The following is a 22,527-nucleotide window of genomic DNA, read 5'->3' on the forward strand; positions in this document are numbered from 1 at the left end:
TAAACTCGATAAAAAGTTTCATCTCTATTTTCACTACTTAACCCTTATCTTTCATCACAAAAGCGTTATAATCAGTATAACGATTACAAAGAAACGATCGGCGAATGGGGATTTACTGAATCGTTTCATACACAAATCCAGGGGAGAAGGATGGGGTTTTCATGAGCAGTGTCCAAAAGAGAACAGACGTCATTTTGATTGGTGCGGGAATTATGAGCGCGACGCTCGGGTCGCTCTTTAAAGAGCTCGTACCGGAGTGGGAAGTCAAAGTGTTCGAGAAGCTCGCAAGCGCAGGGGAAGAAAGCTCGAACGAATGGAATAACGCAGGAACGGGGCATGCCGCCCTCTGCGAGTTGAACTATACGACCGAGAATTCGGACGGCACGCTCGACATCTCAAAAGCGATTAACGTCAACGAGCAGTTCCAAATCTCGCGCCAGTTTTGGGCGCATCTAGTGAACAAAGGATTGATCCAACAACCGGAAGACTTTATCCGCTCGATCCCACATATGAGCATGGTCCAAGGGGAGAAAGATATCCGCTTCTTGAAGAAACGTTTGGAAGCGCTAACAAATAATCCGTTGTTCGATGGTATGGTCTTATCGGACGATCCGGAGCAGTTGCGCGAATGGATGCCGATCGTCATGGAAGGTCGCACGATCGATGAGCCGATTGCCGCGACGAAAATTGACTCAGGGACGGACGTCAACTTTGGCGCGCTGACGCGGGTGCTGTTTGACCATTTGACGAATCATGATGTCGAGGTCAACTACAAGCATAGCGTCGAGGACGTGACACGATTGCCAGACGGGCTATGGGAAGTGAAAGTGAAGGACATCGAGGCGAATACGATCGAGACGCATACGGCGCCGTTCCTCTTTATCGGCGGCGGTGGCGGCAGCTTGCCGCTGTTGCAAAAGACGGGTATCCCGGAGTCGAAGCATATCGGCGGATTCCCGGTGAGCGGGTTGTTCCTCGTCTGTAAAAACCGTGACGTCATCGAGCAGCACCACGCCAAAGTATACGGCAAGGCGAAAGTCGGCGCGCCGCCGATGTCGGTGCCGCATCTTGATACACGTTACATCGATGGACGGAAAGAGCTCTTGTTCGGACCGTTCGCCGGCTTTACGCCGAAGTTCTTGAAGACAGGCTCGAACCTCGACCTCATCCAATCGGTCAAACCGTACAACGTCGTGACGATGCTTGCGGCCGGGGCGAAAGAGATGCCGCTCACGAAATATTTGATCGAGCAAGTGCTCTTGTCTCACGACAAGCGGATGGACGAGCTCCGTGAGTTCATCCCGACCGCGAAAAACGAGGATTGGGAAATCGTCGTCGCCGGTCAGCGTGTGCAAGTCATCAAAGACACGCCAGCAGGCAAAGGCACGCTCCAATTCGGGACAGAAGTCGTCAGTGCGGAAGACGGTTCGGTCGCGGCGCTCCTCGGTGCGTCACCCGGTGCGTCGACTGCCGTCCACGTCATGTTGAAAGTGCTCGAGCAGTGCTTCCCTGAGCAGTTGCCGGAATGGGAGCCGAAAATCAAGGTGATGGTGCCATCGTACGGCGTCTCGCTCTCAGACCATCCTGAGCTGTTCAAGACGATCCACGAATCGACGGCAATGGCGCTCGGCTTGAAAGAAAAGGGTGTCGTGCACAATTGAATCGGTTGAAGCGAGAATGCGAAAATATTCTCGCTTTTTCTTTTGAATTGCAACATTAAAAAACCATATATTGGTTATAAATAAAAGGTGAATACCATCATGTAGGAGGTAGAGGGTGGATAAAATCAAGCTTACACAGTGGGAAAGAAAAAAGTATGGTGCTTATCTCGAACACCTGCGAAAATATCCGGACAGTTACGAGTATTGTGTCCTCCCTCATTACGAAGACTATATGGAGACGGCGAAGACGGAATGCGTCCAAATGGGTGATTGCTATGCTGTCCTGATGAAACAAGGGGATCATTATGTTTTGGTCGCCATATTGTTTGATGTCGAGTCGGAAGTCACAGAAATATTGGAGTGGCTAGATCATACAGAAGTCCGGTGCCTTACGCCAACAACGGAGACAGTGATCGTTCGAGACGCATCCGAGATCTTGGATGAAGTAAAGTTCAAAGGGCAGCCGCTTTTGCTGATTGTGAAAGGGACTCAAACATTTTTAATTGATCCAGAAGACTTGAACGAAGTGACGGAAGCTTATGACCAGTACAACAAGATTAACAATACAGGATTAGCTGAAGATGTGACTTTACAGACTGATTGAGAGGAGACCGGGGCATGTGTTCAGTTGAAGTGTTAAAAAGTTGGGTCGAATGTGCGCCCCATCCCTACTATTTCCGACCGTTCGTCAGTAAATCCCCGAGTTCAAAAGGCAACGTCTTCATCGTTGGCATCAATCCAGCGACGCCGATGCATAAGGACGACTTTACAAGTGCTGAAGAGTATATCGATACATTTTGTCATCGAGAGCAGTTTTTAGAGCGCGTGAAGACGATTCGCCGTTCGCAAGGGAAGACGGACTTATCACGCACGCGGATCGGCTTGAATAAATTTGTCGAAGATTTAGAGCTGAGGGCGAATGGAGAAGTTGAAGTGATTGAGACGAATATGAACGCCTATCCGACGAGACGAGCGAAAGATTTGCTTAGCGTAAATCCTGACTTGATTCAGTATGGGAATCGAGTGTTCCGAGAATTGTTCTTCACTTATCGACCGAAAGTAATTATTGTCCATAGCAAACAGGCACTCGGCGAACTGCTCGGTTTGCTTGAAGAGGAGCACATGGTTCCACGTCAGACATTCAATCGAAACCTTCGACTCTGCGACTGGATTGCAAAAGGCCCGATTCCATTTACATACCGTGACGGTGGAATCGGGACGGTGCTATGCTCGAAGCATTTTATGTACCACGGGAACTTAGGGATGAGCTTCCAACCGTTGAAGGAACAAGTGTTACAGGCGTTCAGACAATAAAAAAAGACCGCTTCATATAGAAGGGTCCAATCAAGTGGCGGCAACAGGTTCAGCGCTCAAATAAGCGGCAATCTGTTGATCGATGACTTCTTCCGACAAATGAAGCGCGAGTGAAAGTTCTTTCACAAGAATCGTTTTAGCGTTTTCCAAAATCTTACGATCCTGTTCATATAACTTTTTGTTCAACGAAACTGCTTCGGTTTGTCTCCGAGCAAGTGTGTTGATGACTTGAGCGATATCGTGACGGTTGCCCGAATGAACGACATGCAAGAATTCGCGGTTCCGGTTATTCGGATGGGGATTCCATTCGACACCAGGAGAGCGGAACGATTCGAGGATCTCTTTTGCTTCTTTAGCTTCCAAGAGTGTCAACATCATGACTTTGTCACTATCGACCGGAATACTGATCTGTAGCTTCTGCGCGTTGTTGATTGGATGGAGCGTATAGTACGACTTCGTCTCACCTGCGACCGTCATATCGGAAATTTCGTCAATGCGACAAACTCCGTGGGTCGAATAGATGATTAAATCATCAATTTTGAACAAATCGATCACCTCTTCCTAATATCCATTATAGAGGTAATTGATGTAAATTGTCAACCCGGTTGACATTGAAGGCCGCACAGACGGAAAAAACCTCTTCTTATGATGAGAAGAGATCACAGTTTCCAGTCGGTTTGGAGCAACGTCTGCAATTGATTAAACGCATCGTCGCCAAGTGTCGTGGCAATTTTTTGTTCGAGATCGGCTTTTAGCGCCTCGTTTTGTTCATAACAGCGGATACCGAGGTCGGTCAGCTGAATGCATTTGTCTTTTCGGCTCGTCGGGTGGTCGGTCACCGTGACGAGCTCTTTTGTCTTCAAGTTCTTGATCAGTTTATGGATCGCCTGGCGTGACACATGGACGTTCCGTGTCACTTCGGAGATGGTCGGATTCTTTCGGTAGATGCGGGCGAGGATGTACCATTCCGAGTTGGAGATGTAAATATCATGTTGTTCGTTCCATGCCCGTTCGCTAATGCGTCGGATTTGATCGTGGCGCTCACCGAGCAAATCCAAAAGGTGCGTTGGCGTAAGTTGTTCGTATGGAGTCAAATTGGTCACTCCTATTCTGTTTTGTCGTTCCTAACTATACAAAAGCGGATAGGGCGCGTCAATGCGCTAGTATCTCAAGTTCAACTGAACAGATGATCATGTCATACGATGACCCGGTTTAGACGCCAGTAAAAAAACGAGACCAAATGGCCTCGTTTTTTTACTGGCATTCTTTATTTTTGAAATCGATGACCATTCGTCCTTGAATTTTACCTTGTTCCATCTCTTCGAAAATATCTTGGACTTCGTGGAGGCAACGTTTCTGGACGACCGGTACGACTTTTCCTTCGGCCCCGAACTGGAAAGCCTCTTCTAAGTCTTTACGTGTACCGACGAGTGATCCGACGACTTCGATGCCATCGAGGACGAGACGTGGGATATTCAAATCCATTGTTTCAGACGGAAGTCCGACCGCGACAACTTTTCCACACGCTCTTACAGCGTCGACCGCAGAGTTGAAGGCTACTTTTGAAACGGCCGTGACGACCGCTGCATGTGCGCCCCCGAGTTGCTCTTGGATGATTTTGTCCGCAGCGCCCTCTGTCACTGGATTGATGATCATATCGGCGCCGCTGTCTTTAGCGAGTTTGAGTTTGTCGTCATTGATGTCGACTGCGACGACGTACGCATTGAACACGTGTTTGGCGTACTGAATTGCCAGGTTACCAAGACCACCGCATCCGTAGATGACAACGATTTGACCTGGCTTCACATCAGCCACTTTAATGGCTTTATACGTCGTGACACCGGCACACGTGATACTCGAAGCTTGTGCCGGATCGAGTCCGTCTGGTACTTTGACAGTGAAATCGGCCATTACGATACTTTGCTCGGCCATCCCGCCATCAACGCTATATCCAGCGTTTTGTACGTGGCGGCAGAACGTTTCGCGTCCAGTCGTACAGTACTCACAACGCCCGCAGGCATGATACATCCAGGCGATACTGACGCGGTCTCCGACTTTCAAACTCGTTACGTCGTCAGCAATTTTTGAAACGATCCCGATGCCTTCGTGTCCGAGTACGCGGCCTTGGACATCACCGAAATCTCCCGCGGCAACGTGTAGGTCCGTGTGACATACGCCACAATACTCGACGTCGACAAGCGCCTCTCCAGAATTTAGTGGGCGCAACTCCTTTTCAACCACTTCGATATTCGCTTTGTTAGATGAATTGACTACGACTGCTTTCACTTTATCCCACGCTCCCCATCCTAATTATAGGTAATTAAAGATATGTAATTACCAAACTGACAAGAAAAGAATAGCATAAAAAAGGGAATGGAAACGCTTAACTAAAGGCGAAGTCTTGTCGCTTTCATGAACTTTTTTCACATAATGATTTTGGGGAACAGGATAAGACAGAACACGAAAGGAGGATGAATCGTGCCGACACGAACCGACCTGTTTCAAGCCTATAAACAGAAAATCATTGAGCTTCCTGACATGGACGAAACGACGTTGAAGAGCGAGATGTTCCTTCTTGAGGAAGACCCGAAGAAGCAATTGACCATTTATTATGCCCCGTTCGAATACATCAATCCGAACGCTAAAGTCGTCATTGCTGGCATCACGCCGGGTCTCTATCAAATGCGACAGTCGTTCGAGGCGATCCGCGACTTGGCTGACGCCTCGGATGAAGCAGCGCTCCAGGCCGTCAAACAGCGCGGCAGCTTCTCAGGGCCGATTCGGAAGAACTTGGTGACGATGCTCGACGACTTGGACTTGCATCACCATCTCCAAATCGAATCGACGCTCGACTTGTTCGGTGAGGCGAACCATCTCGTGCAGAACACCGCTGTGTTGCCTTATCCGGTCTTCTATAAAGGCAAGAACTATAACGGTTCGAGTCCGGACATGTTAAGAACGGAGCTGTTCCGTTCATACGTCGAGGGAAGTTTCGCCGACGAGATGACCGTCCTCGAAGATGCGCTCATTTTACCGATGGGTGTCAACGTGCGTCGGGCCGTCGAGACGCTCGTCGCTCGAGGACTCATCGCACCAGAACGTGTCGTGAGCGGGTTTCCGCATCCGTCAGGCGGAAACGGACACCGACATCGTATCTTCGCTGAGAACCGTGATGCGATGCGGTCTCATATCGCCGACCATTTCAAGCGGCACCCGATTTAAATGCACAAAAGGCAGAAAGCGTGATCGCGCGTTCTGCCTTTTCGAATGTTACATATATAATACGTAAATCATCATAACCGAGACAACAAGGAAGAGGAGGCTCATGACTCCTCCGGCCTTCATATAGTCCGCGTTGCGGTAACCACCCGGTCCCATGATGAAGGCGTTGACTTGATGGGTCGGTAAAATGAACGAGTTCGAAGCCGATATCGCGACAAGTAGCGCGAGACCGATCGGATCGATGTTGAACGTATCGGCCATCATCAGAACGAGCGGGACGAGTAAGACGGTCGCTGCCACGTTTGACATGAAGAGTGAGAAGAACATCGTGATGATCCCGATGATGAATAGAATTGCGAGCGTGCTCCACCCGCCAACGAGATTGACGATGGCATCCGCCGTATAAGCGGCAGCGCCACTCTTTTCAAAGGCTATACCGAGCGGGATGAGCCCGGCTAGTAAGAACACGGTCTTCCAGTCAATGGCTGGGTAAATCTCATCTTTCGGGATGACACCGAGTAAAATCATCAGCAGGGCTCCCGTAAAGAAGCTGAGCGACAGTGGAAAACCGAGAAAGACGAGACCGAGGGCGACGATGATTGAAAACAAGGCTGGCTTTTTCTTGTTCTGCTGTGGTGCGAGTTCGGGTGCTTTCACATCGCTTAAAATCGCGACTTCGCGACCGTTCCGCAAATTGATCAAATCTTTCCAACTGCCGTAGACGACGAGTTGCATGCCGGCTTCGAACGGGACGTTTTCCAGTTTTGTCTGCGCACCGTCGCTTCCGACGATGGCAAGCGGCTCAAGTCGGAAATTTTTCCTGAAGCCAATATCGCGGAGCGTCTTCCCGATGAACGGCGACGTTGGCGGGATGATGATCTCAGCGAACCCGCTCTCGTCTTCGTTTTCAAGAGAAGCGAAGTATTCGAGTTCAGGTTTGATGGTCAGTTCATAATCGGCCGCGAAGCGACTGATCGCCTCGTCCGTTCCGAGGATGGCGAGCGTCTGCCCGATGGCGAGGCGAGTCTTACGCCAAGGACCATAGACGTGGCTCTCACCTTCGCGAAGTGCGAGAATGTTGACCCCATACGTCGACCAAATATCGAGTTGTTCAATCGTTTGTCCGGCAAGGCGAGCGTTGACGTCGAGCTCATGGATATCGGTCGTCAATTGATGCGTTTCTTCCATGAAAGAAGCACTCGTCGTCTGCGTTTCCCCGGACGCTTTCGGCAAGACGAGGCCACCCGCGAAGTAGAAGTAGAGGATGCCGGTCGCGAGCAAAACGAGACCGATTGGTGTGACAGCGAACAAGTTTAAAGCGTCAAACCCGGACTCGGTCAACAAGTCGTTCAAGATGATGAGCGGACCCGAAGCGACCATCGTCAGTGTGCCCCCGAGAATGGCAGCGAACCCCATCGGCATGATCAGCTTGGAAGCCGGGATGTTGGCATTTTTACTGATCCGCTTCAAGGCCGGTAAAAATAAGGCGGCCGCGCCGATGTTTTGCATGAACGCCGAGATGAGGCCTACGGTTGTCGATGTCGTTGCCATGACGTTCTTTTCTTTGACCCCGACTCGTTTCGTGATAAATTCTGCGACGACGGTCATGATGCCGGAACGTTCGACACCGTAACCGATTAACATAACCCCGATGACAGAAATGACAGCGTTTGACGCGAATCCAGAAAATGCCTCATTAGCCGTAATGACACCGGTCCATGGCAAGATGACCATGATCAAGACGGCGACGAGGTCGGTCCGGAGTTTATCGGTGACGAATAAGACGATCGCTAGCGCCAAGACAGCGAAGGTCAATAATATTTCGGTAGTCATTCATATACCCCCTATGGTATTTATTAATTTTATTATAAGTGTCTAGAAGGCGGAAAGTGAAGTAAAACGTACTTCAAGCTCAGACCGAACCATTATGACGAGCCGCCTCAACTGACAATCGTCCTTTAGTTCGCTAAAATGGAGAACGGTTATCATTCCACTTTTCCAGTATGAAAGAAAGGGACGGTCTATGATCACGTTAACGAATGTAAGCAAACAGTTTGGTCGTGACGAGGCGGTCCGTGACGTCTCGCTTCAGATTGAACGAGGCGAGGTATACGGTATCATCGGTGCGAGCGGTGCCGGCAAGTCGACGCTGCTGCGCCTGATGAACTTGCTCGAGACGCCGGACGCAGGGACGGTCACGGTCGATGGGAACGAACTGACGAGTCTATCGAGCCGGCAACTCCGCGAACAGCGACACGTCATCGGGATGATCTTTCAACAGTTCAACCTCGTCGGCAACAAGACGGTATATGACAACGTGGTCGCCCCGCTCAAACTGGCCGGGCGACCAAAAGCGCAGCACGAGGAACGGGTGCTCGAATGCCTCCGCTTCGTCGGGCTCGAGTCGTTCAAGGACAAGTACCCGGCCCAGCTGAGTGGCGGGCAAAAGCAACGCGTCGCCATCGCCCGGGCGCTCGCGAACGAACCGCACGTCTTGTTGTGTGACGAGCCGACTTCGTCGCTCGACCCGAACACGACGGCCGAGATCCTCGGCGTGCTGAAGTCGATCAACGAGGCGCTCGGTGTCACGATCGTCATCGTCACCCACGAGATGGACGTCATCAAGCAAGTGTGTGACCGCGTGACCGTCATGGCGGATGGATCGGTGTATGAGACGCTCGGTCTCGTCCCGCGTGGTGTCCCGGAAATCGACAACAATCCGGCCTGGTTCGTCAACGAGTTGCGAAAGGTGGGTGAGCCGGATGCCTGACGTGCTCGTTCAATATCAGACCGAGATTTGGCGCTCGATCGGTGAGACGTTCATCATGGTCGGCGTCTCGATCCTCGCCGCCGTCCTCGTCGGCTTACCGCTCGGGACGTGGCTCTACTTGTCCCGGAAAGGGCAGTTGCTCGAGAATCGGGCCGTCTTCTCGGTGCTCAACTTGGTCGTCAACATCGTCCGCTCGTTCCCGTTCCTGCTCCTCGTCGTGTTTTTGATTCCATTTACGCGGCTCATCATCGGAACGGCGCTCGGGACGGCGGCAGCGACCGTACCACTCGCGATCATCGCCATCGCCCACTACTCTCGTCTCGTCGAGCAGTCGCTCCTAGACATCCCGCGTGGCGTCGTCGAGGCGGCCGTATCGATGGGGGCGTCGATCAAAGACGTCATCTTCAAGTTTCTATACGTCGAGGCCCGGTCCGGACTCGTCCTCGGGCTGACGACGTCGATCATCAGCTTCATCTCGTACTCGACCATCATGGGGGTGGTCGGGGGCGGCGGCATCGGCGACTTCGCCATCCGCTACGGCTATCAACAGTTCAAGACGGAGCTGATGCTGTATATGATCTTCATCATGCTCGTCTTCGTCCAGCTGATCCAGTTCACCGGTACGACGGTGGCCCGGGTCATCGACAAACGCTAATCATCTATAGAAAGAAGGAAAATCAATGAAAAAATTAATGGCACTCTTCGCCTCACTTACCCTCGTCCTCGCGGCGTGTGGAACTGACAACGAAACAACGACGGAAACACCGTCAAACGAGCCGCAGACGCTCAAAGTCGCCTCGCTCATCCCGCCGATGACCGACATGCTTGAGATCGCGAAAGACCAGCTCGCGGAAGACAACATCGAACTCGAAATCGTCGTCCTCGGCGACAACGTGCAACCGAACACGGCGCTCGCGGCGAAAGAAGTCGATGCGAACTTCTTCCAGCACGTCCCGTACATGGAAGAGTTCAACCGCAGCAATGACGCCAACCTCGTCCTGATCGAACCGATCTATTTCGCCAACTACGGCGTCTACTCGAAAGAGTACGACAACATCGACGACATCCCAGAAGGCGCGACGATCGCAATCGCGAACGACGTCTCGAACATCGACCGCTCACTCTCGCTCCTCGCGCAGCATGACGTGATCAACCTCGGGGAGAAGACCGGCTCGTATTACACGCAAGCGGACATCACGGACAACCCGAAAAACCTTAAGTTCGAAGAGGTCGACCTTCTCATGCTCGCGCGTGCCTATGACGACGTCGACGCGGTCCTCATGACACCGGCGTACGCGGCACCGCTCAACCTTACGCCGAAGAGCGACGCGCTCTTGACGGAAGGGGTCGAAAACGACTTCGCCATCACGCTCGTCGCCCGTGAAGACAACAAAGACGATGAAGCGATCCAGAAACTCGGTGAAGCGCTCACGAGCGACGAAGTCCGTGCGTTCTTAGAAGAGAATTACGACGAAACGGCGATCCCGGCGTTTTAATTAATTTTGCGCCCAACGTGAATAGTCTTGTTCAAACGAATCAATGACTTGGTGCGCCACGCGTATATAGTCTTGTTCCAACTGAGCTGATTCGTAAGAGAACCAAATACCGTCTTCATATGGAGAATGACTGCCTAGTCTTCGTCGCGCGTCGACGTCGACATCGTAGGCGGTCATTTTTTGTGGGCTGATTTGTTCTCCCCAAGGTGTCAGAAAAACAGTGGCTGGAGCTTGAGCCAACACGACAGTGAACGAGCCACCATGACGATTGAATTGAAAGGTGACTAAATCCATTTGGTCTGATTGAACGCGCCGAAAGTGAGGAAACGAGCCTTTGAATTGATGCGACCGTAAATAAGGAACTACCACTCGTTTCAGGATGACAATCATGTTTTTTCGTTGTTGTGATAGCATAAGATTCTCCTTTGAGTGGTTTAGTTCGAATATATAGAAAAACAGGATTGAGCGCACGCTCAATCCTGTTTTGTTAAAACTCTTCATACTCTCTCGGGTCTTGGTTGTCGATGCGGCCATCCGGTTTCGTCAACGCATTGATGGTCTCCATCTCGTCCTCGGTCAACTCGAAGTTGAAGACGTCGAGATTTTCTTGTTGGTGTAGCTCGCTCGACGAACGCGGGAGCGGGATGACGCCAAGCTGGATGTGCCAACGCAGGATGACTTGCGACACCGTCTTACCTTTTTGGTTGGCGAGCTCGGTGATCGTCTCATCATGGATGACGGTCCGGGCCCGGCTGAGCGGACTCCACGCCTCAGTGACGATATCTCGCTTTTTGTCGGCTTGACGTTGCTCGACTTGGGAGAAGTAGGGATGGAGCTCGATTTGGTTGATGACCGGTGTCTCACCCGTCTCTTCGATCAAGCGATCGAGATGCTCAGGCATGAAGTTCGAGACGCCGATCGAACGGATCCATCCGTTCTTTTTCGCTTGGATGAGCGCGCGCCATGCCTCGACGTATTTATCTTGCTTCGGGTTCGGCCAGTGGAGTAAAAATAAGTCCCAATAGTCGAGGTTGGCCCGGTAGAGCGACTCTTGAATCATATTGAGGGCCTCATCATAATCGAAATATTGACCACGCAGTTTCGACGTCAAAAATAACTGCTCACGCGGGATACCGGACTGCCGGACTGCTTCCCCGAGCGCGCCTTCGTTGTCGTAGCGAATCGCTGAGTCGATGAGACGATAACCGTTACGGATCGCGCTCGTGATGGCGTCAACACCGGTCTCGCCTCGTAAGAAGACGGTGCCGAGTCCGATAGCTGGAATCTCGTAACCGTCGTGTAGTTTGATGGTCGGAATGTTCATAAAATGCCTCCTCCGTGGAAATACGTTCTCTTCTCGGCTATTCCACTTTCCTGGGGAATGAAACGTTTGAATGCGAGATGAGTATTTCAATTAAGGACGAAACGCTTTATAACATCCTTCAATCAAATCGATGAGACAGACGACGACGACGGTCAGCACTATGCTCCATACACCCCATTGTGTGAGTGTCGTGAGAGCGATGCTGGTTCGTTCGGCTAGGAGAGCGAGAGCTTCCGATGAAATGAGCTCTGGTTGCAGCAGAATCAGTGCCGTCACTCCAATCCATAGAACGTTCAAGGCTACATTCCATAGGGCGAGCGGTTTCGTCCAATAGCGCACAATCCATTTATAAACTCCAATTCCGATGTCAAAGACGGCTAGCGCAATTACGAACGGGAAAAGTCGATCCAATATTTCCGGGTTAATGAGGGGGAATGTCTCTCCGTCAATTGATAAGCGGATCCATTGATCAGTGTTCACATAGAGCATCAGCAAGACAACGACCATAACAAAATCAAATACGATTGAACTGAGGGGGATGAACTTTGTACGTGGTTTTACGTTCTTTAATTTTTCTGGTGACCATTTCGATAAAGGGACATCTCCTTCTGGGGAAGCCCGCTCGATGATAAAGAAGACAAGCGTAATCCAGAAGAAAGTCTGAATCACGACTTCGAAGATTGCAGAGCTGATTTGAACCAGTCCTTGGATGATGAATTGTACCCATGATGATTCAACATTCGCATCAGCAAGATAAGCGATAGTTGCGAGAATAATCGAGAGTGTGATAGCAATTGGCAAGACGGTCTTCAAAATACTCACATAGCCTGGGAATAGGGCTGGACCAATTAAATGGAGCGGGCGATTGGCATACCGTGCGGCCAGTATGCTCGGGTCACCTAACTGACGGAGGGCCTCCAAGAGAGCTTTCTCGGACGGATCGTCTCCCGTCATATCATCAATCGTGGACTCGAGTTCAAGCGCAACATCTTCTCGCATCGACTCAGGGATTCGAGACGTCACTTCTGCAATATACACATCACGAAGGTTCATGGTCGTTTCCTCCTTCTATCAAACGGTTTAATGTGAGCGACATCTTATTCCATTCCGCATACAACTCCTGCAACATATCCGTTCCCTCTGCGCTGAGGACGTAATATTTGCGAGGCCGGCTCTCAGTCGTATCCCACGAGCTTGTCACGAGCCCTTGCTTTTCAAGCCGCCTTAAGAGCGGATAGAGCGTGCTTTGATCGATGCTGACATCGGCATCGAGAAGCGCCTGAACAAGTGAATACCCGTACTGTGGTGTCTTCAGTTGACTCAAGACTGCAATCGTCAAGGTGCCTCGTCGTAACTCGGTCATCAATGAGGCTTTTACATCAGACATCTCTTTGCCTCCTTCGATTCTTTTTATACTGTATATTATACACTATAGTGTGATGTACAACAATTATGAATAAAAGTATTAGGAAACCGGAATTCAGTTGCCTATTTTCCTGTTTTTGGGATAATTGGAGTGAGGTGATTGGGATGAAATGGTGGTGGGCGCTTGGTTTGGCAGTGACGGTTACGTTACTTTACGTGAATGACGCGTGGTACGGAGGTGCGGCGACATTTGGTGTGCCGATCGGTTGGATGATTTCGATATTGATTTTAGTGAAGCTCACGTATCCGAGACGTAAAGTATGGTCCGCATTTGTGAGTGTGTTTTTAGTCGGCGCTACAATCGTACTTTCGATTCCGACTTACTCGGTCGCTGCCGCGGAACAAGAACTGTTCACAACGTACGGGAGTGTCACTTATACGGAAAGTGTGCGAACGAACGGGGACGAATGGAATCCGTTCACCCCAACTGTCGCTTATGTATTTGAAACGGAAACGGGGGAGTCGATCCTGTTCATCCCGGATACTGGGAAGTCGTTTGAACTATAAAAAAACTCGTCCCCACGTGGAGGACGAGTTTTTCGTTAGTTGCGGATCATGTAGTCGAAAGCACCGAGTGCGGCTGTCGCACCAGAGCCCATCGAGATGATGATCTGTTTGTAGGCACTGTTCGTGCAGTCGCCTGCCGCGAACACGCCTGAGATGTTCGTCGAACCGTGATGGTCGACGATAACCTCTCCGAAGTTGTTACGTTCGACCGTATCGAGCCAGTCCGTGTTCGGGACGAGGCCGATCTGGACGAAGACGCCTTCAAGTTCGACGTGATGCGTTTCGTTCGTCTCACGAGACATGTACGAGATCCCGTTCACTTTATCCGTACCCGTGATTTCGGTCGTCTGGGCGTTCGTGACGACGGTCACATTCGGGAGACTGTGAAGACGGTTTTGAAGTACTTGGTCAGCTTTCAGTTCAGATGCGAACTCGAGTACCGTGACGTGCTTGACGAGGCCGGCGAGGTCGATGGCCGCTTCAATCCCAGAGTTACCGCCGCCGATGACCGCGACACGCTTGCCTTCGAAGAGTGGACCGTCACAGTGTGGGCAGTAGGCGACACCTTTGTTTTTAAACTCGGCTTCGCCTGGGACGTTGACGTTGCGCCAGCGTGCCCCTGTCGACAAGATGACACTCTTACTCTTCAGAATCGCGCCGTTTTCAAGTTCGACTTCGACGAGGTCTTTCTTCTCAAGGCGCTTCGCGCGTTGAAGATTCATGACGTCGACGCCATATGCTTTCACGTGTTCCTCTAAGCTCGCGACGAGTTTTGGACCTTCCGTGTACGACGTGCCGATGAAGTTCTCGATGCCCATCGTGTCCATCACTTGACCACCGAAGCGTTCAGCGACGATGCCGGTACGAATGCCTTTACGAGCTGCGTAAACGGCCGCACTTGCACCAGCCGGACCACCACCGATGACGAGGACGTCATACGCTTCTTTGTCTTCGAACGCCGAAGCATCAGGACCTGTGCCGAGTTTCGCCAATATCTCTTCGAGTGACATCCGTCCGTTACCGAACGCTTCTCCGTTCAAGAAGACGGTCGGGACGGCCATGATTTCTTTCGCTTCGACTTCTGCCTTGAACGCGCCGCCGTCGATCATCGTGTGTGAGATGTTCGGGTTGAGCACGCTCATGACGTTAAGTGCTTGGACGACGTCCGGACAGTTATGGCAGCTGAGGCTGATGTACGACTCGAAGTGGTACGTCCCTTGGATGTTTTGGATTTGCTTGATCGCATCTGCGTCTACTTTCGGCGCTCGGCCGCTCACTTGGAGCAACGCGAGGACGAGTGACGTGAACTCATGACCGAGCGGGATCCCGGCGAAGACGATGCCCGTCTCTTCAGACGGACGGTTCACGCTGAAGCTCGGTGTGCGTTCGAGCGTGACGTTTTCGACGGAGATACGTGATGACATGCTTGCGAGCTCATTGACGAGGTCGAGCATCTCTTTAGAGACCGCGTCGTCGCCAGCGCTCACACGGAGGACGACATCGCCCTCCATGAGCTGCAAGTATTGATCCAGTTGTTGTTTAATATCTGCTTCTAACATGGAATCCGCTCCTTACAACTTGCCAACGAGATCGAGGCTTGGACGAAGTGTCGCTGAGCCTTCTTCCCATTTCGCTGGGCAAACTTCGCCTGGGTTGTTGCGGACGTATTGTGCTGCTTTGACTTTGTTTACGAGCGTGCTCGCGTCACGGCCGATGCCGCCTGCGTTGATTTCAACAGTTTGGATGACGCCGTCTGGGTCGATGATGAACGTACCGCGGTCAGCAAGGCCATCTTCTTCGTTCAAGACGTCAAAGTTGCGTGAGATCGTGTGTGACGGGTCGCCGATCATGATGTATTCGATCTTGCCGATTTTCTCTGACGTTTCGTGCCAAGCTTTGTGCGTGAAGTGTGTGTCTGTAGACACTGAGTAGACTTCGACGCCGAGGTCTTTCAATGTCGCGTATTCGTTTTGAAGGTCTTCAAGTTCAGTCGGGCAGACGAATGTGAAGTCAGCCGGGTAGAAGCAAACGACGCTCCATTGACCTTTAAGGTTGTTGTCTGATACTTCGAGGAATTCTCCTGTTTGGAACGCTTGTGCTGTGAATGGTAAGATTTCTTTGCCGATTAATGACATGGGATATGTCCTCCTTGGGTTTTTACTCTAGCGGAATTGTATCTCTACTAGAATAATTATAATGTAATACTAATTTCATATAACTAGGCGAAATTGTCAAGACGTATGCATGCTGCCTAAAAGGTTGATCTATCAAGGTGTTTATGTAAAATCGCATCATAACAGTAAAGAGAACGGTTACATGAAAACTGCTAATTTGTTTTTTTAAACTCATATAAAATGAGTAGAACAGTTATTGGTTAAAAGAGTAAAGAAGAGATTAAGCGCTTCATTCTCGTAAATAATCAACATTTTATCAATTGCATACAAAAAAACCTTATCCAGATTGGATTAAGGTTCGTCAAGTTGTTAACTTATGAATCAGTTGTTTATTATAGTCCGCTCCGTCTTTCCCTTTGTGCATGCGAGCGTGGCAATTTGGGCATAATGCAGCCACTTGATCGGGACGTGATAATCCATCATCTGATTCTTTATATAAAGAATGGAGTTCGAGATAAGGACCTTCTTCTGTTTCAAACGGGGCTTGGTTTCCACAAGCTTCACAGCAATTATTTGCCCGAGCCAGCACAGCGTAATAAAGAGCTGCTGTTTGTTCGCGAACTTGTAATTTTCGAGCTGGCATACTTAAACCAGTAGCTCGTTTCGGATCACGTAAAGCAATTTCATTTAACTCTTCAACGGTTTTATAGCGCATAGTTGATGCAAAATGATGGGCTTCTTCTTGAACAACGTGTAGCGGTTCGAATGCAAAAACGATTACTTCGCGCTGGTTATGGTGTTTATCAATTCCGAATTGAATGTCGTAACCGATTAAAATAAGTTGATCCACGAAGCGATAACTACCTTTTCCAAGTGATTCGAAGAGATAGACGTCTTCTCCATTTTCGATATGGTTTAGAAGAGCTTTGTTTCCAAAAGAAAAAGATTGGTTTCCTTCCTGACCCTCACCACTGTAATAATATAAACCGTCGTCTTCACTCCAGCCATTCTTGTATCCAAACTCTTCATCCATCCCGCTATCAAAAATAAAGATTAGCTTATGTTTGTTCGGAGTACTAATTCCACGTTGACGACTCCCGCCGTATTGATCGTGAAGGACAGAGCGTTTGTATAGTTTGTTTTTTTCGAACAGCATATGTCACCTCGTTTGTTTAGTTGTTCTACAATTATCCTGCTCAATTGTATCATGTCTATTTGTGATCCTGTTTGTAGGATAAACGAAAACAAATCAAGCATCTCATCTAAAAACGGGAATACAACTCATGTAGCCACGTCCATATTCATTTTCATTATGAAAGAAGGCAACGGTCATGAGAGATGTCCAGACAGATGAATATTGGTCCCGTCCTTCTATTGACTTAATCCAAGCACTCGACTCATCAACTCACGGTCTCAGTTCTACTGAGGCCAAGCGTCGTCAAGTCGAATTTGGATTAAATGCGCTCGCCAAAGAACGCCGCTTTACCCGGCTTGCGTTATTGCTTGGACAATTTAAAAGTCCGATCATCCTCATTCTGCTCGGTGCGACGCTCATCTCGGCACTGACGGGTGACTATATCGATGCGGGCATCATTCTCACAATCATCTTGGCGAGTGCCGTCCTCAGTTATTTTCAAGAATTTCATGCGAGCAAAGCGGTTGAAGAATTGCGTGACAAAGTGAAAGTCCACGTCTTAGTTTGGCGCGACGGCAACTTGATTGACGTGCCTGCCATTGAATTAGTACCCAGGCGATGTCGTCGAACTGTCAGCAGGGAGCTTGGTGCCGGCTGATGGGATTCTTCTGACGAGTGAGCATTGTTTCGTCAATCAGTCGATGCTGACCGGGGAGTCGGGTGCGGTCAAAAAACAAGTCGGCGTGACGGCGCCTGACCAGTCGTTAGAACAACGCTTCAACTGCGTCTATATGGGAACAAGTATCCAAAGCGGGAACGCGGTGATGCTCGTCGTTCACACGGGACGGACGACCGAATACGGTGAAATCGCGAAGCGATTGACGCTCCGCCCTCCGGAGACGGAGTTCGAACGAGGAATCCGTCATTTCGGTTATCTGTTGACGCGCATCATGCTCGTGCTGACACTTGTCGTCTTCGCCATCAACGTTTGGTTCGAGCGGGATGTCATCGACTCGCTCTTGTTTGCTGTGGCGCTTGCGGTCGGTATCACACCGCAACTTCTCAGTGCCATCATCAGTATCACACTATCCCAAGGGTCACGAGCAATGGCGCAAGAAGGGGTCATCGTTCGCAAATTGACCGCCATCGAGAACTTTGGGGGCATGGACGTACTATGTACGGACAAGACGGGGACGCTGACGGAAGGACAAATTCGAATCGACGATGCAGTCGATGCGAGCGGTGTCTCCTCGGACGAGGTGTTCCGAGCCACCTATTTGAACGCCACGCTCCAGACGGGAATGAAGAACGACTTAGACGATATGATTCGCCGCCACCGCCAGATCGACGTGGCGGCAGTGACGCGTCTCGGGGAAGTCCCGTTCGACTTCATGCGAGAGCGCTTGAGCGTTATCGTGCAAGACGGGCAGGACGTTCGCATGCTGGCGAAAGGTGCCTTCCATAGTGTGCTCGATACGTGTGACCATGTATGGAAGCACGCGACGAGCCACCCGCTCGACTCGTTCGCGCGAATGGAGCTAGAAGTTCAATTTGAAAACTGGAGCGCCCAGGGCATCCGGGTGCTCGGGGTTGCGGAAAAACGAGTGACGATTCGTGACGAGTACAGTGTCGACGATGAGACCGGTATGACGTTCATCGGTTTCTTGCTCATATTCGACCATCCGAAAGCTGATGTCGCCGAAACGATCCGTCAACTTGCCTCACACGGTGTCGACCTCCGGATCATCACAGGCGATAACGCTTCGATCGCACTTCACACCGCTGAAGCCGTCGGTCTGCAAGTCACCGGTATCCTGACCGGGAAAGATTTGGTTCGAATGTCGGACGAGGCATTGTGGCAAAAAATCGAGACGACGACACTCTTTGCCGAGGTCGACCCGAACCAAAAAGAACGGATTATTTTGGCGCTCAAGAAAAACGGGCACGTCGTCGGGTACATGGGTGACGGAATCAATGACGTACCGGCGCTCCATGCGGCCGACGTCAGTCTGACGGTCGAGAATGCGGTCGATATCGCCAAAGAGTCGGCTGATTTGGTACTCGTTCGAAAGAGCCTGCGCGTCTTGCTGCGCGGTATCGTCCTCGGCCGGACGACGTTTGCGAACACGCTCAAATACATTATGGTGACGACGAGCGCCAACTTCGGGAACATGTTCAGCATGGCCGGGGCCTCGTTGTTCTTACCGTTTTTGCCGCTGTTACCGAAACAGATTCTCATGATCAACTTCTTGAGCGACTTCCCGGCCCTGGCCATTTCACAAGATAGAGTCGACACCGAGGATGTGCGTGTGCCCAGACGATGGGATTTGAAAGAAGTGCGGCGCTTCATGATCGTCTTCGGACTCGTCAGTTCCTTATTCGACTACACGGTGTTTTTAGTGTTGATCGTCTTATTCAATGCGAACGAGTCCGTGTTTCAAAGCGGTTGGTTCGTCTTCTCGATTTTGACCGAGCTGCTCATCTTGATGATCATGCGGACACGCCGGATTCTGTATCACAGTCGTCCGGCTCCGATCCTCTTATTCGCGTCGATCCTTGTCGGTGCGGTCGCGATTGTCGTGCCTTATTTGCCGAACGCGTCGCTGCTCGGCCTCTATCCGTTACCGTTCCCGATTCTATTCACGTTACTCGGGCTGCTGGTCGGCTATGTCTTGCTCAACGAAGCGGTGAAACGCTGGTTTTATCGGGAAAAATAAAAAGACAGAGGTCGCCCTCTGCCTTGATTCATCATTCTGCCATTAACGCACATACTGCATTCGAATACGCTACCGGATCTTCAAGCGGCAATCCTTCGATGAGGAGTGCTTGCTGGTAAAGAAGATCGGTATATTGTTTCGCTTTCGCCTCGTCTTCCGTGTAGACGCGTTGCAACGTCTGGAAGATGGCGTGGTCGGCGTTCACTTCGAGCACTTTTTCTGCTTTCATGCCGCCGCCGTTCGGCATCGTGTTCATGATCTTCTCCATCTCGATCGAGACGTCACCTGCGACCGTCAAGCAGACCGGGTGCGACTTGAGACGAGTTGACGCGCGCACTTCTTTGACGCGATCGCCGAGCTCGGTCTTCATGAAGGCGAACAAGTCTTTATTGTCTTCATTGAGCGAATTCGCCGCCTCATCGTCGAGACCGAGGTCACCGCTCGCAACCGACTTGAACTCTTTGTCTTCATATGACTGGAGCACTTTGATAGCGAATTCGTCGATTTCTTCTGTGAAGTAGAGGATCTCGAAGCCTTCTTCTTTCAAACGCTCCGTTTGCGGGAGAAGATCGATACGATGGATCGATTCGCCCGTCGCGTAATAGATGTACTTCTGGTCCTCTTTCAAACGCTCGACGTATTCTTTCAGCGAGACGAGCTTTTTCTCGTTCGACGAGTGGAAGAGGAGCAAGTCCTTCAACTCATCCTTCGCGGCGCCGAACTGGTCGTAGACGCCGAACTTGATTTGGCGGCCGAACGCGTCGAAGAACTTCTCGTAGTCCTCGCGCTCATTCTGAAGCATCTTCTCGAGCATGCCTTTAATTTTCGACTTGACGTTCTTAGCGATGACGCGCAGTTGGCGGTCCTGCTGCAACATCTCCCGGGAAATGTTGAGCGACAAGTCTTCCGAGTCGACCATCCCTTTGACGAAACCGAAATAGTCCGGCAATAAGTCAGGCGATTTCTCCATGATCAAGACGCCGTTCGAGTAGAGCTCGAGCCCTTTCTCGAACTCTTTCGTGTAGTAGTCGTACGGGACCGTCGATGGGATATAGAGGATCGACTGATAGCGGATCGAACCGTCGACGTTCAAGTGGAGATGTTTGAGCGGCTCGTCGAAACCGTAGCGCTTCTCGTGGTAGAACGCCGTGTAGTCCTCGTCCGTCAGTTCGTTCTTCCGCTTGCGCCAAATCGGGACCATACTGTTGATCGTCTCTTCTTCGACATAGTCCTCGAATTCTTCCGAGTCGTCTTTTGGACGGTGTTTCGTCACGTCGAGTTTGATCGGGTAGCGGATGAAGTCCGAATGCTTCTTGATGAGCGAGCGGACCTCATATTCCTCTAAGAATGAAGAATACGTATCGTCTTCGGTGTCGGCTTTCAAGTGCAGGACGATCTCGGTTCCGATCTCTTGTTTAGACGTCGGCTCAATCGTATAGCCGTCGATGCCGTCTGACTCCCAAAGATATCCTTGGTCACTGTCGACGGAACGGGTCCGGACCGTCACACGGTCGGCGACCATGAACGCCGAGTAGAAACCGACGCCGAATTGACCGATCAAGCTGTGGTCTTCTTCCATCTTCGTCGCCTGCTTCATCGCGAGCGAACCGCTCTTGGCGATGATCCCGAGGTTCGATTCGAGTTCGTCTTCCGTCATCCCGATCCCGGTGTCACGGATTGTGACGGTGCGTGCGTCTTTGTCGAGTTCGACTTTGACGAAATAATCGTCCTTGTTGAAGTCGATCGCCTCGTCCGAGAGGGCGCGGTAATACATCTTGTCGATGGCATCACTCGCGTTCGAGATGAGCTCACGCAGGAAGATGTCCTTATGTGTATAGATTGAGTGGACCATCAACTCTAAAATTCGTTTCGATTCGGCTTGAAACTGTTTCTTTGTCATGACCGTTCTCCTTTGTCGTTCGATTTTGGCACTCTGTATATAAGAGTGCTAACACTCTTCATTATCTTAATTTTTGGAGAGATGTCAAGGCGGATGAAAACAAAAGATTGACGACGAAGCATCATTCGAGTATTGTTGAGTACATGCGATGAGCTGGTCTATGTAAGACGGCGGACATTCCTTCGGGAGCACGTTGTGGAGCGTGGTTCGACGCGGTAGACTTTTCGAGAGCACCTCTTTAGAGAGGTGCTCATTTTTTTTGCCTAAACATCAAGCCCCTTCAACTGCGAAGGGGCTTTTGTCATGCCCGCACGTAAGCGAGCAGCATCTCTTTCAAGACACGTTGTTGGATCATTGGGTCGATATCTTTCTCTAAATAGCTGATGTGCGACTTCAAGATGATGTTGTTGCCGAACGTGCCGAACGCGTTGATGACGGTGATGACCGTCTCTTTCACGTCGATATCGTGACGGAACGACCCGTCCGTCCGCCCGTCTTGGATGAGCGGCTCGAGCGTCGCCATGATTTGGCGCTGCAGTTCGATATAGCCGTCGATTCCAGGGAGCGGGGAGGCGACGAACGAGGCGTAGCTCTCGAACGCCTCGCGGAATCGGGAGTGGCTCGTCTGACGAAGCTGTTGCCCAAGCAAATAATCGAGTATTGCTTCTAGTCTTGAATAGGCGTCACCGGGACGCGCCGTCAATTCCTTGAAGACGTGCAACGTCGGCGTCAAGTTATGGACGGCGGCCGCAACGATCAGTTGGTCTTTTTTCGGGAAATAGCGGAACAGCGTCGCCACCCCGATGTTTGCAGCGTCGGCGATGTCCTGCATTTGGACGCGCTCAAACCCGTCTTTCAAAAAAAGTGTCTCAGCTTGATCGATGATGTGATTCAAGCGATCTTCTTTATTTTGTTGTCGTTTGTTCATCTAATCACCTCTTT

23 protein-coding genes are annotated in these 22,527 nt (G+C 50.7%); 10 read left to right on the forward strand and 13 right to left on the reverse strand.

The features are described 5' to 3' along the window. The first annotated feature begins 161 nt into the window (after positions 1 to 161). The 3 genes from mqo to EVJ21_RS10845 all read left to right on the forward strand — a co-directional run bounded on the left by mqo (position 162) and on the right by EVJ21_RS10845 (position 2,975). On the forward strand, positions 162 to 1,661 hold the full coding sequence (mqo, locus tag EVJ21_RS10835; protein ID WP_131490490.1) for a malate dehydrogenase (quinone): 1,500 nt from the start codon (positions 162 to 164) through the stop codon (positions 1,659 to 1,661). Between the two features lie 115 nt (positions 1,662 to 1,776). Further along, on the forward strand, positions 1,777 to 2,265 hold the full coding sequence (locus EVJ21_RS10840) for a hypothetical protein (RefSeq protein ID WP_131490492.1): 489 nt from the start codon (positions 1,777 to 1,779) through the stop codon (positions 2,263 to 2,265). Between the two features lie 14 nt (positions 2,266 to 2,279). Then, positions 2,280 to 2,975 (forward strand): hypothetical protein, encoded by a 696-nt coding sequence (locus EVJ21_RS10845; RefSeq protein ID WP_131490494.1) that lies wholly within the window; start codon positions 2,280 to 2,282, stop codon positions 2,973 to 2,975. Between the two features lie 30 nt (positions 2,976 to 3,005). Here EVJ21_RS10845 and EVJ21_RS10850 read toward each other — a convergent pair whose 3' ends face one another. From EVJ21_RS10850 to adhP, 3 genes are all read right to left on the reverse strand, one after another. After that, positions 3,006 to 3,530, reverse strand: a complete 525-nt coding sequence (locus tag EVJ21_RS10850) for a CarD family transcriptional regulator (RefSeq protein ID WP_016510581.1) — start codon at positions 3,528 to 3,530, stop codon at positions 3,006 to 3,008. A 104-nt stretch (positions 3,531 to 3,634) separates the two neighbouring features. Continuing rightward, complete coding sequence (locus EVJ21_RS10855) at positions 3,635 to 4,069, reverse strand: MarR family winged helix-turn-helix transcriptional regulator (protein ID WP_070328004.1); 435 nt, start codon at positions 4,067 to 4,069, stop codon at positions 3,635 to 3,637. A gap of 160 nt (positions 4,070 to 4,229) precedes the next feature. Continuing rightward, positions 4,230 to 5,261: an alcohol dehydrogenase AdhP gene (gene adhP, locus EVJ21_RS10860; RefSeq protein WP_070328005.1), complete on the reverse strand. Its 1,032-nt coding sequence runs from the start codon at positions 5,259 to 5,261 to the stop codon at positions 4,230 to 4,232. Positions 5,262 to 5,453: 192 nt separating this feature from the next. Here adhP and EVJ21_RS10865 point away from each other — a divergent pair, with 192 nt between their 5' ends. Beyond that, the gene (locus EVJ21_RS10865; RefSeq protein ID WP_131490496.1) at positions 5,454 to 6,197 is read left to right on the forward strand and encodes a hypothetical protein; all 744 of its coding nucleotides are present in this window, start codon (positions 5,454 to 5,456) and stop codon (positions 6,195 to 6,197) included. Positions 6,198 to 6,245: 48 nt separating this feature from the next. On the opposite strand, the gene EVJ21_RS10870 is transcribed toward EVJ21_RS10865, so the two are convergent. Then, complete coding sequence (locus tag EVJ21_RS10870; RefSeq protein ID WP_131490498.1) at positions 6,246 to 8,030, reverse strand: SLC13 family permease; 1,785 nt, start codon at positions 8,028 to 8,030, stop codon at positions 6,246 to 6,248. A gap of 190 nt (positions 8,031 to 8,220) precedes the next feature. On the opposite strand from EVJ21_RS10870, the gene EVJ21_RS10875 reads away from it, so the two are divergent. From EVJ21_RS10875 to EVJ21_RS10885, 3 genes are read left to right on the forward strand one after another with little or no spacing between them, the layout of a single operon-like run. Then, positions 8,221 to 8,967, forward strand: a complete 747-nt coding sequence (locus tag EVJ21_RS10875) for a methionine ABC transporter ATP-binding protein (protein WP_131490505.1) — start codon at positions 8,221 to 8,223, stop codon at positions 8,965 to 8,967. After that, positions 8,960 to 9,622, forward strand: coding sequence for a methionine ABC transporter permease (locus tag EVJ21_RS10880; RefSeq protein WP_131490507.1), 663 nt, complete (start codon positions 8,960 to 8,962; stop codon positions 9,620 to 9,622). The genes EVJ21_RS10875 and EVJ21_RS10880 overlap by 8 nt, the downstream gene beginning before the upstream one ends. A gap of 25 nt (positions 9,623 to 9,647) precedes the next feature. Beyond that, the gene (locus tag EVJ21_RS10885; protein ID WP_131490509.1) at positions 9,648 to 10,463 is read left to right on the forward strand and encodes a MetQ/NlpA family ABC transporter substrate-binding protein; all 816 of its coding nucleotides are present in this window, start codon (positions 9,648 to 9,650) and stop codon (positions 10,461 to 10,463) included. On the opposite strand, the gene EVJ21_RS10890 is transcribed toward EVJ21_RS10885, so the two are convergent. The 4 genes from EVJ21_RS10890 to EVJ21_RS10905 form a co-directional block, all read right to left on the reverse strand. Beyond that, the gene (locus tag EVJ21_RS10890; RefSeq protein WP_161568956.1) at positions 10,464 to 10,877 is read right to left on the reverse strand and encodes a DUF4304 domain-containing protein; all 414 of its coding nucleotides are present in this window, start codon (positions 10,875 to 10,877) and stop codon (positions 10,464 to 10,466) included. Between the two features lie 73 nt (positions 10,878 to 10,950). Continuing rightward, the gene (locus tag EVJ21_RS10895; RefSeq protein ID WP_071398723.1) at positions 10,951 to 11,787 is read right to left on the reverse strand and encodes an aldo/keto reductase; all 837 of its coding nucleotides are present in this window, start codon (positions 11,785 to 11,787) and stop codon (positions 10,951 to 10,953) included. A gap of 90 nt (positions 11,788 to 11,877) precedes the next feature. Beyond that, positions 11,878 to 12,840 (reverse strand): HAAS signaling domain-containing protein, encoded by a 963-nt coding sequence (locus EVJ21_RS10900; RefSeq protein WP_131490513.1) that lies wholly within the window; start codon positions 12,838 to 12,840, stop codon positions 11,878 to 11,880. After that, positions 12,827 to 13,174 carry a PadR family transcriptional regulator gene (locus tag EVJ21_RS10905; RefSeq protein WP_035386661.1) on the reverse strand — a complete coding sequence of 116 codons (348 nt, stop codon included), beginning with the start codon at positions 13,172 to 13,174 and terminating at the stop codon, positions 12,827 to 12,829. The genes EVJ21_RS10900 and EVJ21_RS10905 overlap by 14 nt, the downstream gene beginning before the upstream one ends. Positions 13,175 to 13,317: 143 nt before the next feature. Here EVJ21_RS10905 and EVJ21_RS10910 point away from each other — a divergent pair, with 143 nt between their 5' ends. Beyond that, positions 13,318 to 13,719: a hypothetical protein gene (locus EVJ21_RS10910; protein WP_131490515.1), complete on the forward strand. Its 402-nt coding sequence runs from the start codon at positions 13,318 to 13,320 to the stop codon at positions 13,717 to 13,719. Positions 13,720 to 13,754: 35 nt separating this feature from the next. Here the strand turns inward: EVJ21_RS10910 and ahpF are convergent, their stop codons facing one another. The 3 genes from ahpF to EVJ21_RS10925 all read right to left on the reverse strand — a co-directional run bounded on the left by ahpF (position 13,755) and on the right by EVJ21_RS10925 (position 16,989). Continuing rightward, positions 13,755 to 15,278, reverse strand: coding sequence for an alkyl hydroperoxide reductase subunit F (gene ahpF, locus EVJ21_RS10915; RefSeq protein ID WP_131490517.1), 1,524 nt, complete (start codon positions 15,276 to 15,278; stop codon positions 13,755 to 13,757). Positions 15,279 to 15,290: 12 nt separating this feature from the next. Then, a complete protein-coding gene (ahpC, locus tag EVJ21_RS10920; RefSeq protein ID WP_016510347.1) occupies positions 15,291 to 15,854 on the reverse strand; it encodes an alkyl hydroperoxide reductase subunit C in 564 nt (187 codons plus the stop codon). A gap of 340 nt (positions 15,855 to 16,194) precedes the next feature. Continuing rightward, the gene (locus EVJ21_RS10925; protein ID WP_070328017.1) at positions 16,195 to 16,989 is read right to left on the reverse strand and encodes an SRA domain-containing endonuclease; all 795 of its coding nucleotides are present in this window, start codon (positions 16,987 to 16,989) and stop codon (positions 16,195 to 16,197) included. A 175-nt stretch (positions 16,990 to 17,164) separates the two neighbouring features. Here EVJ21_RS10925 and EVJ21_RS15455 point away from each other — a divergent pair, with 175 nt between their 5' ends. Both EVJ21_RS15455 and mgtA read left to right on the forward strand, forming a co-directional pair. After that, complete coding sequence (locus tag EVJ21_RS15455) at positions 17,165 to 17,626, forward strand: cation-transporting P-type ATPase (RefSeq protein WP_201739990.1); 462 nt, start codon at positions 17,165 to 17,167, stop codon at positions 17,624 to 17,626. Next, a complete protein-coding gene (mgtA, locus tag EVJ21_RS10930) occupies positions 17,616 to 19,685 on the forward strand; it encodes a magnesium-translocating P-type ATPase (protein WP_201739991.1) in 2,070 nt (689 codons plus the stop codon). The genes EVJ21_RS15455 and mgtA overlap by 11 nt, the downstream gene beginning before the upstream one ends. A 31-nt stretch (positions 19,686 to 19,716) precedes the next feature. Here the strand turns inward: mgtA and htpG are convergent, their stop codons facing one another. Continuing rightward, complete coding sequence (gene htpG / locus EVJ21_RS10935) at positions 19,717 to 21,585, reverse strand: molecular chaperone HtpG (RefSeq protein ID WP_131490519.1); 1,869 nt, start codon at positions 21,583 to 21,585, stop codon at positions 19,717 to 19,719. A 301-nt stretch (positions 21,586 to 21,886) separates the two neighbouring features. Then, a complete protein-coding gene (locus EVJ21_RS10940; RefSeq protein ID WP_070328019.1) occupies positions 21,887 to 22,513 on the reverse strand; it encodes a TetR/AcrR family transcriptional regulator in 627 nt (208 codons plus the stop codon). Positions 22,514 to 22,527 lie beyond the last annotated feature (14 nt).

The organism is Exiguobacterium sp. SH0S2, assembly GCF_004337185.1.
GTDB lineage: Bacteria > Bacillota > Bacilli > Exiguobacteriales > Exiguobacteriaceae > Exiguobacterium > Exiguobacterium aurantiacum_A.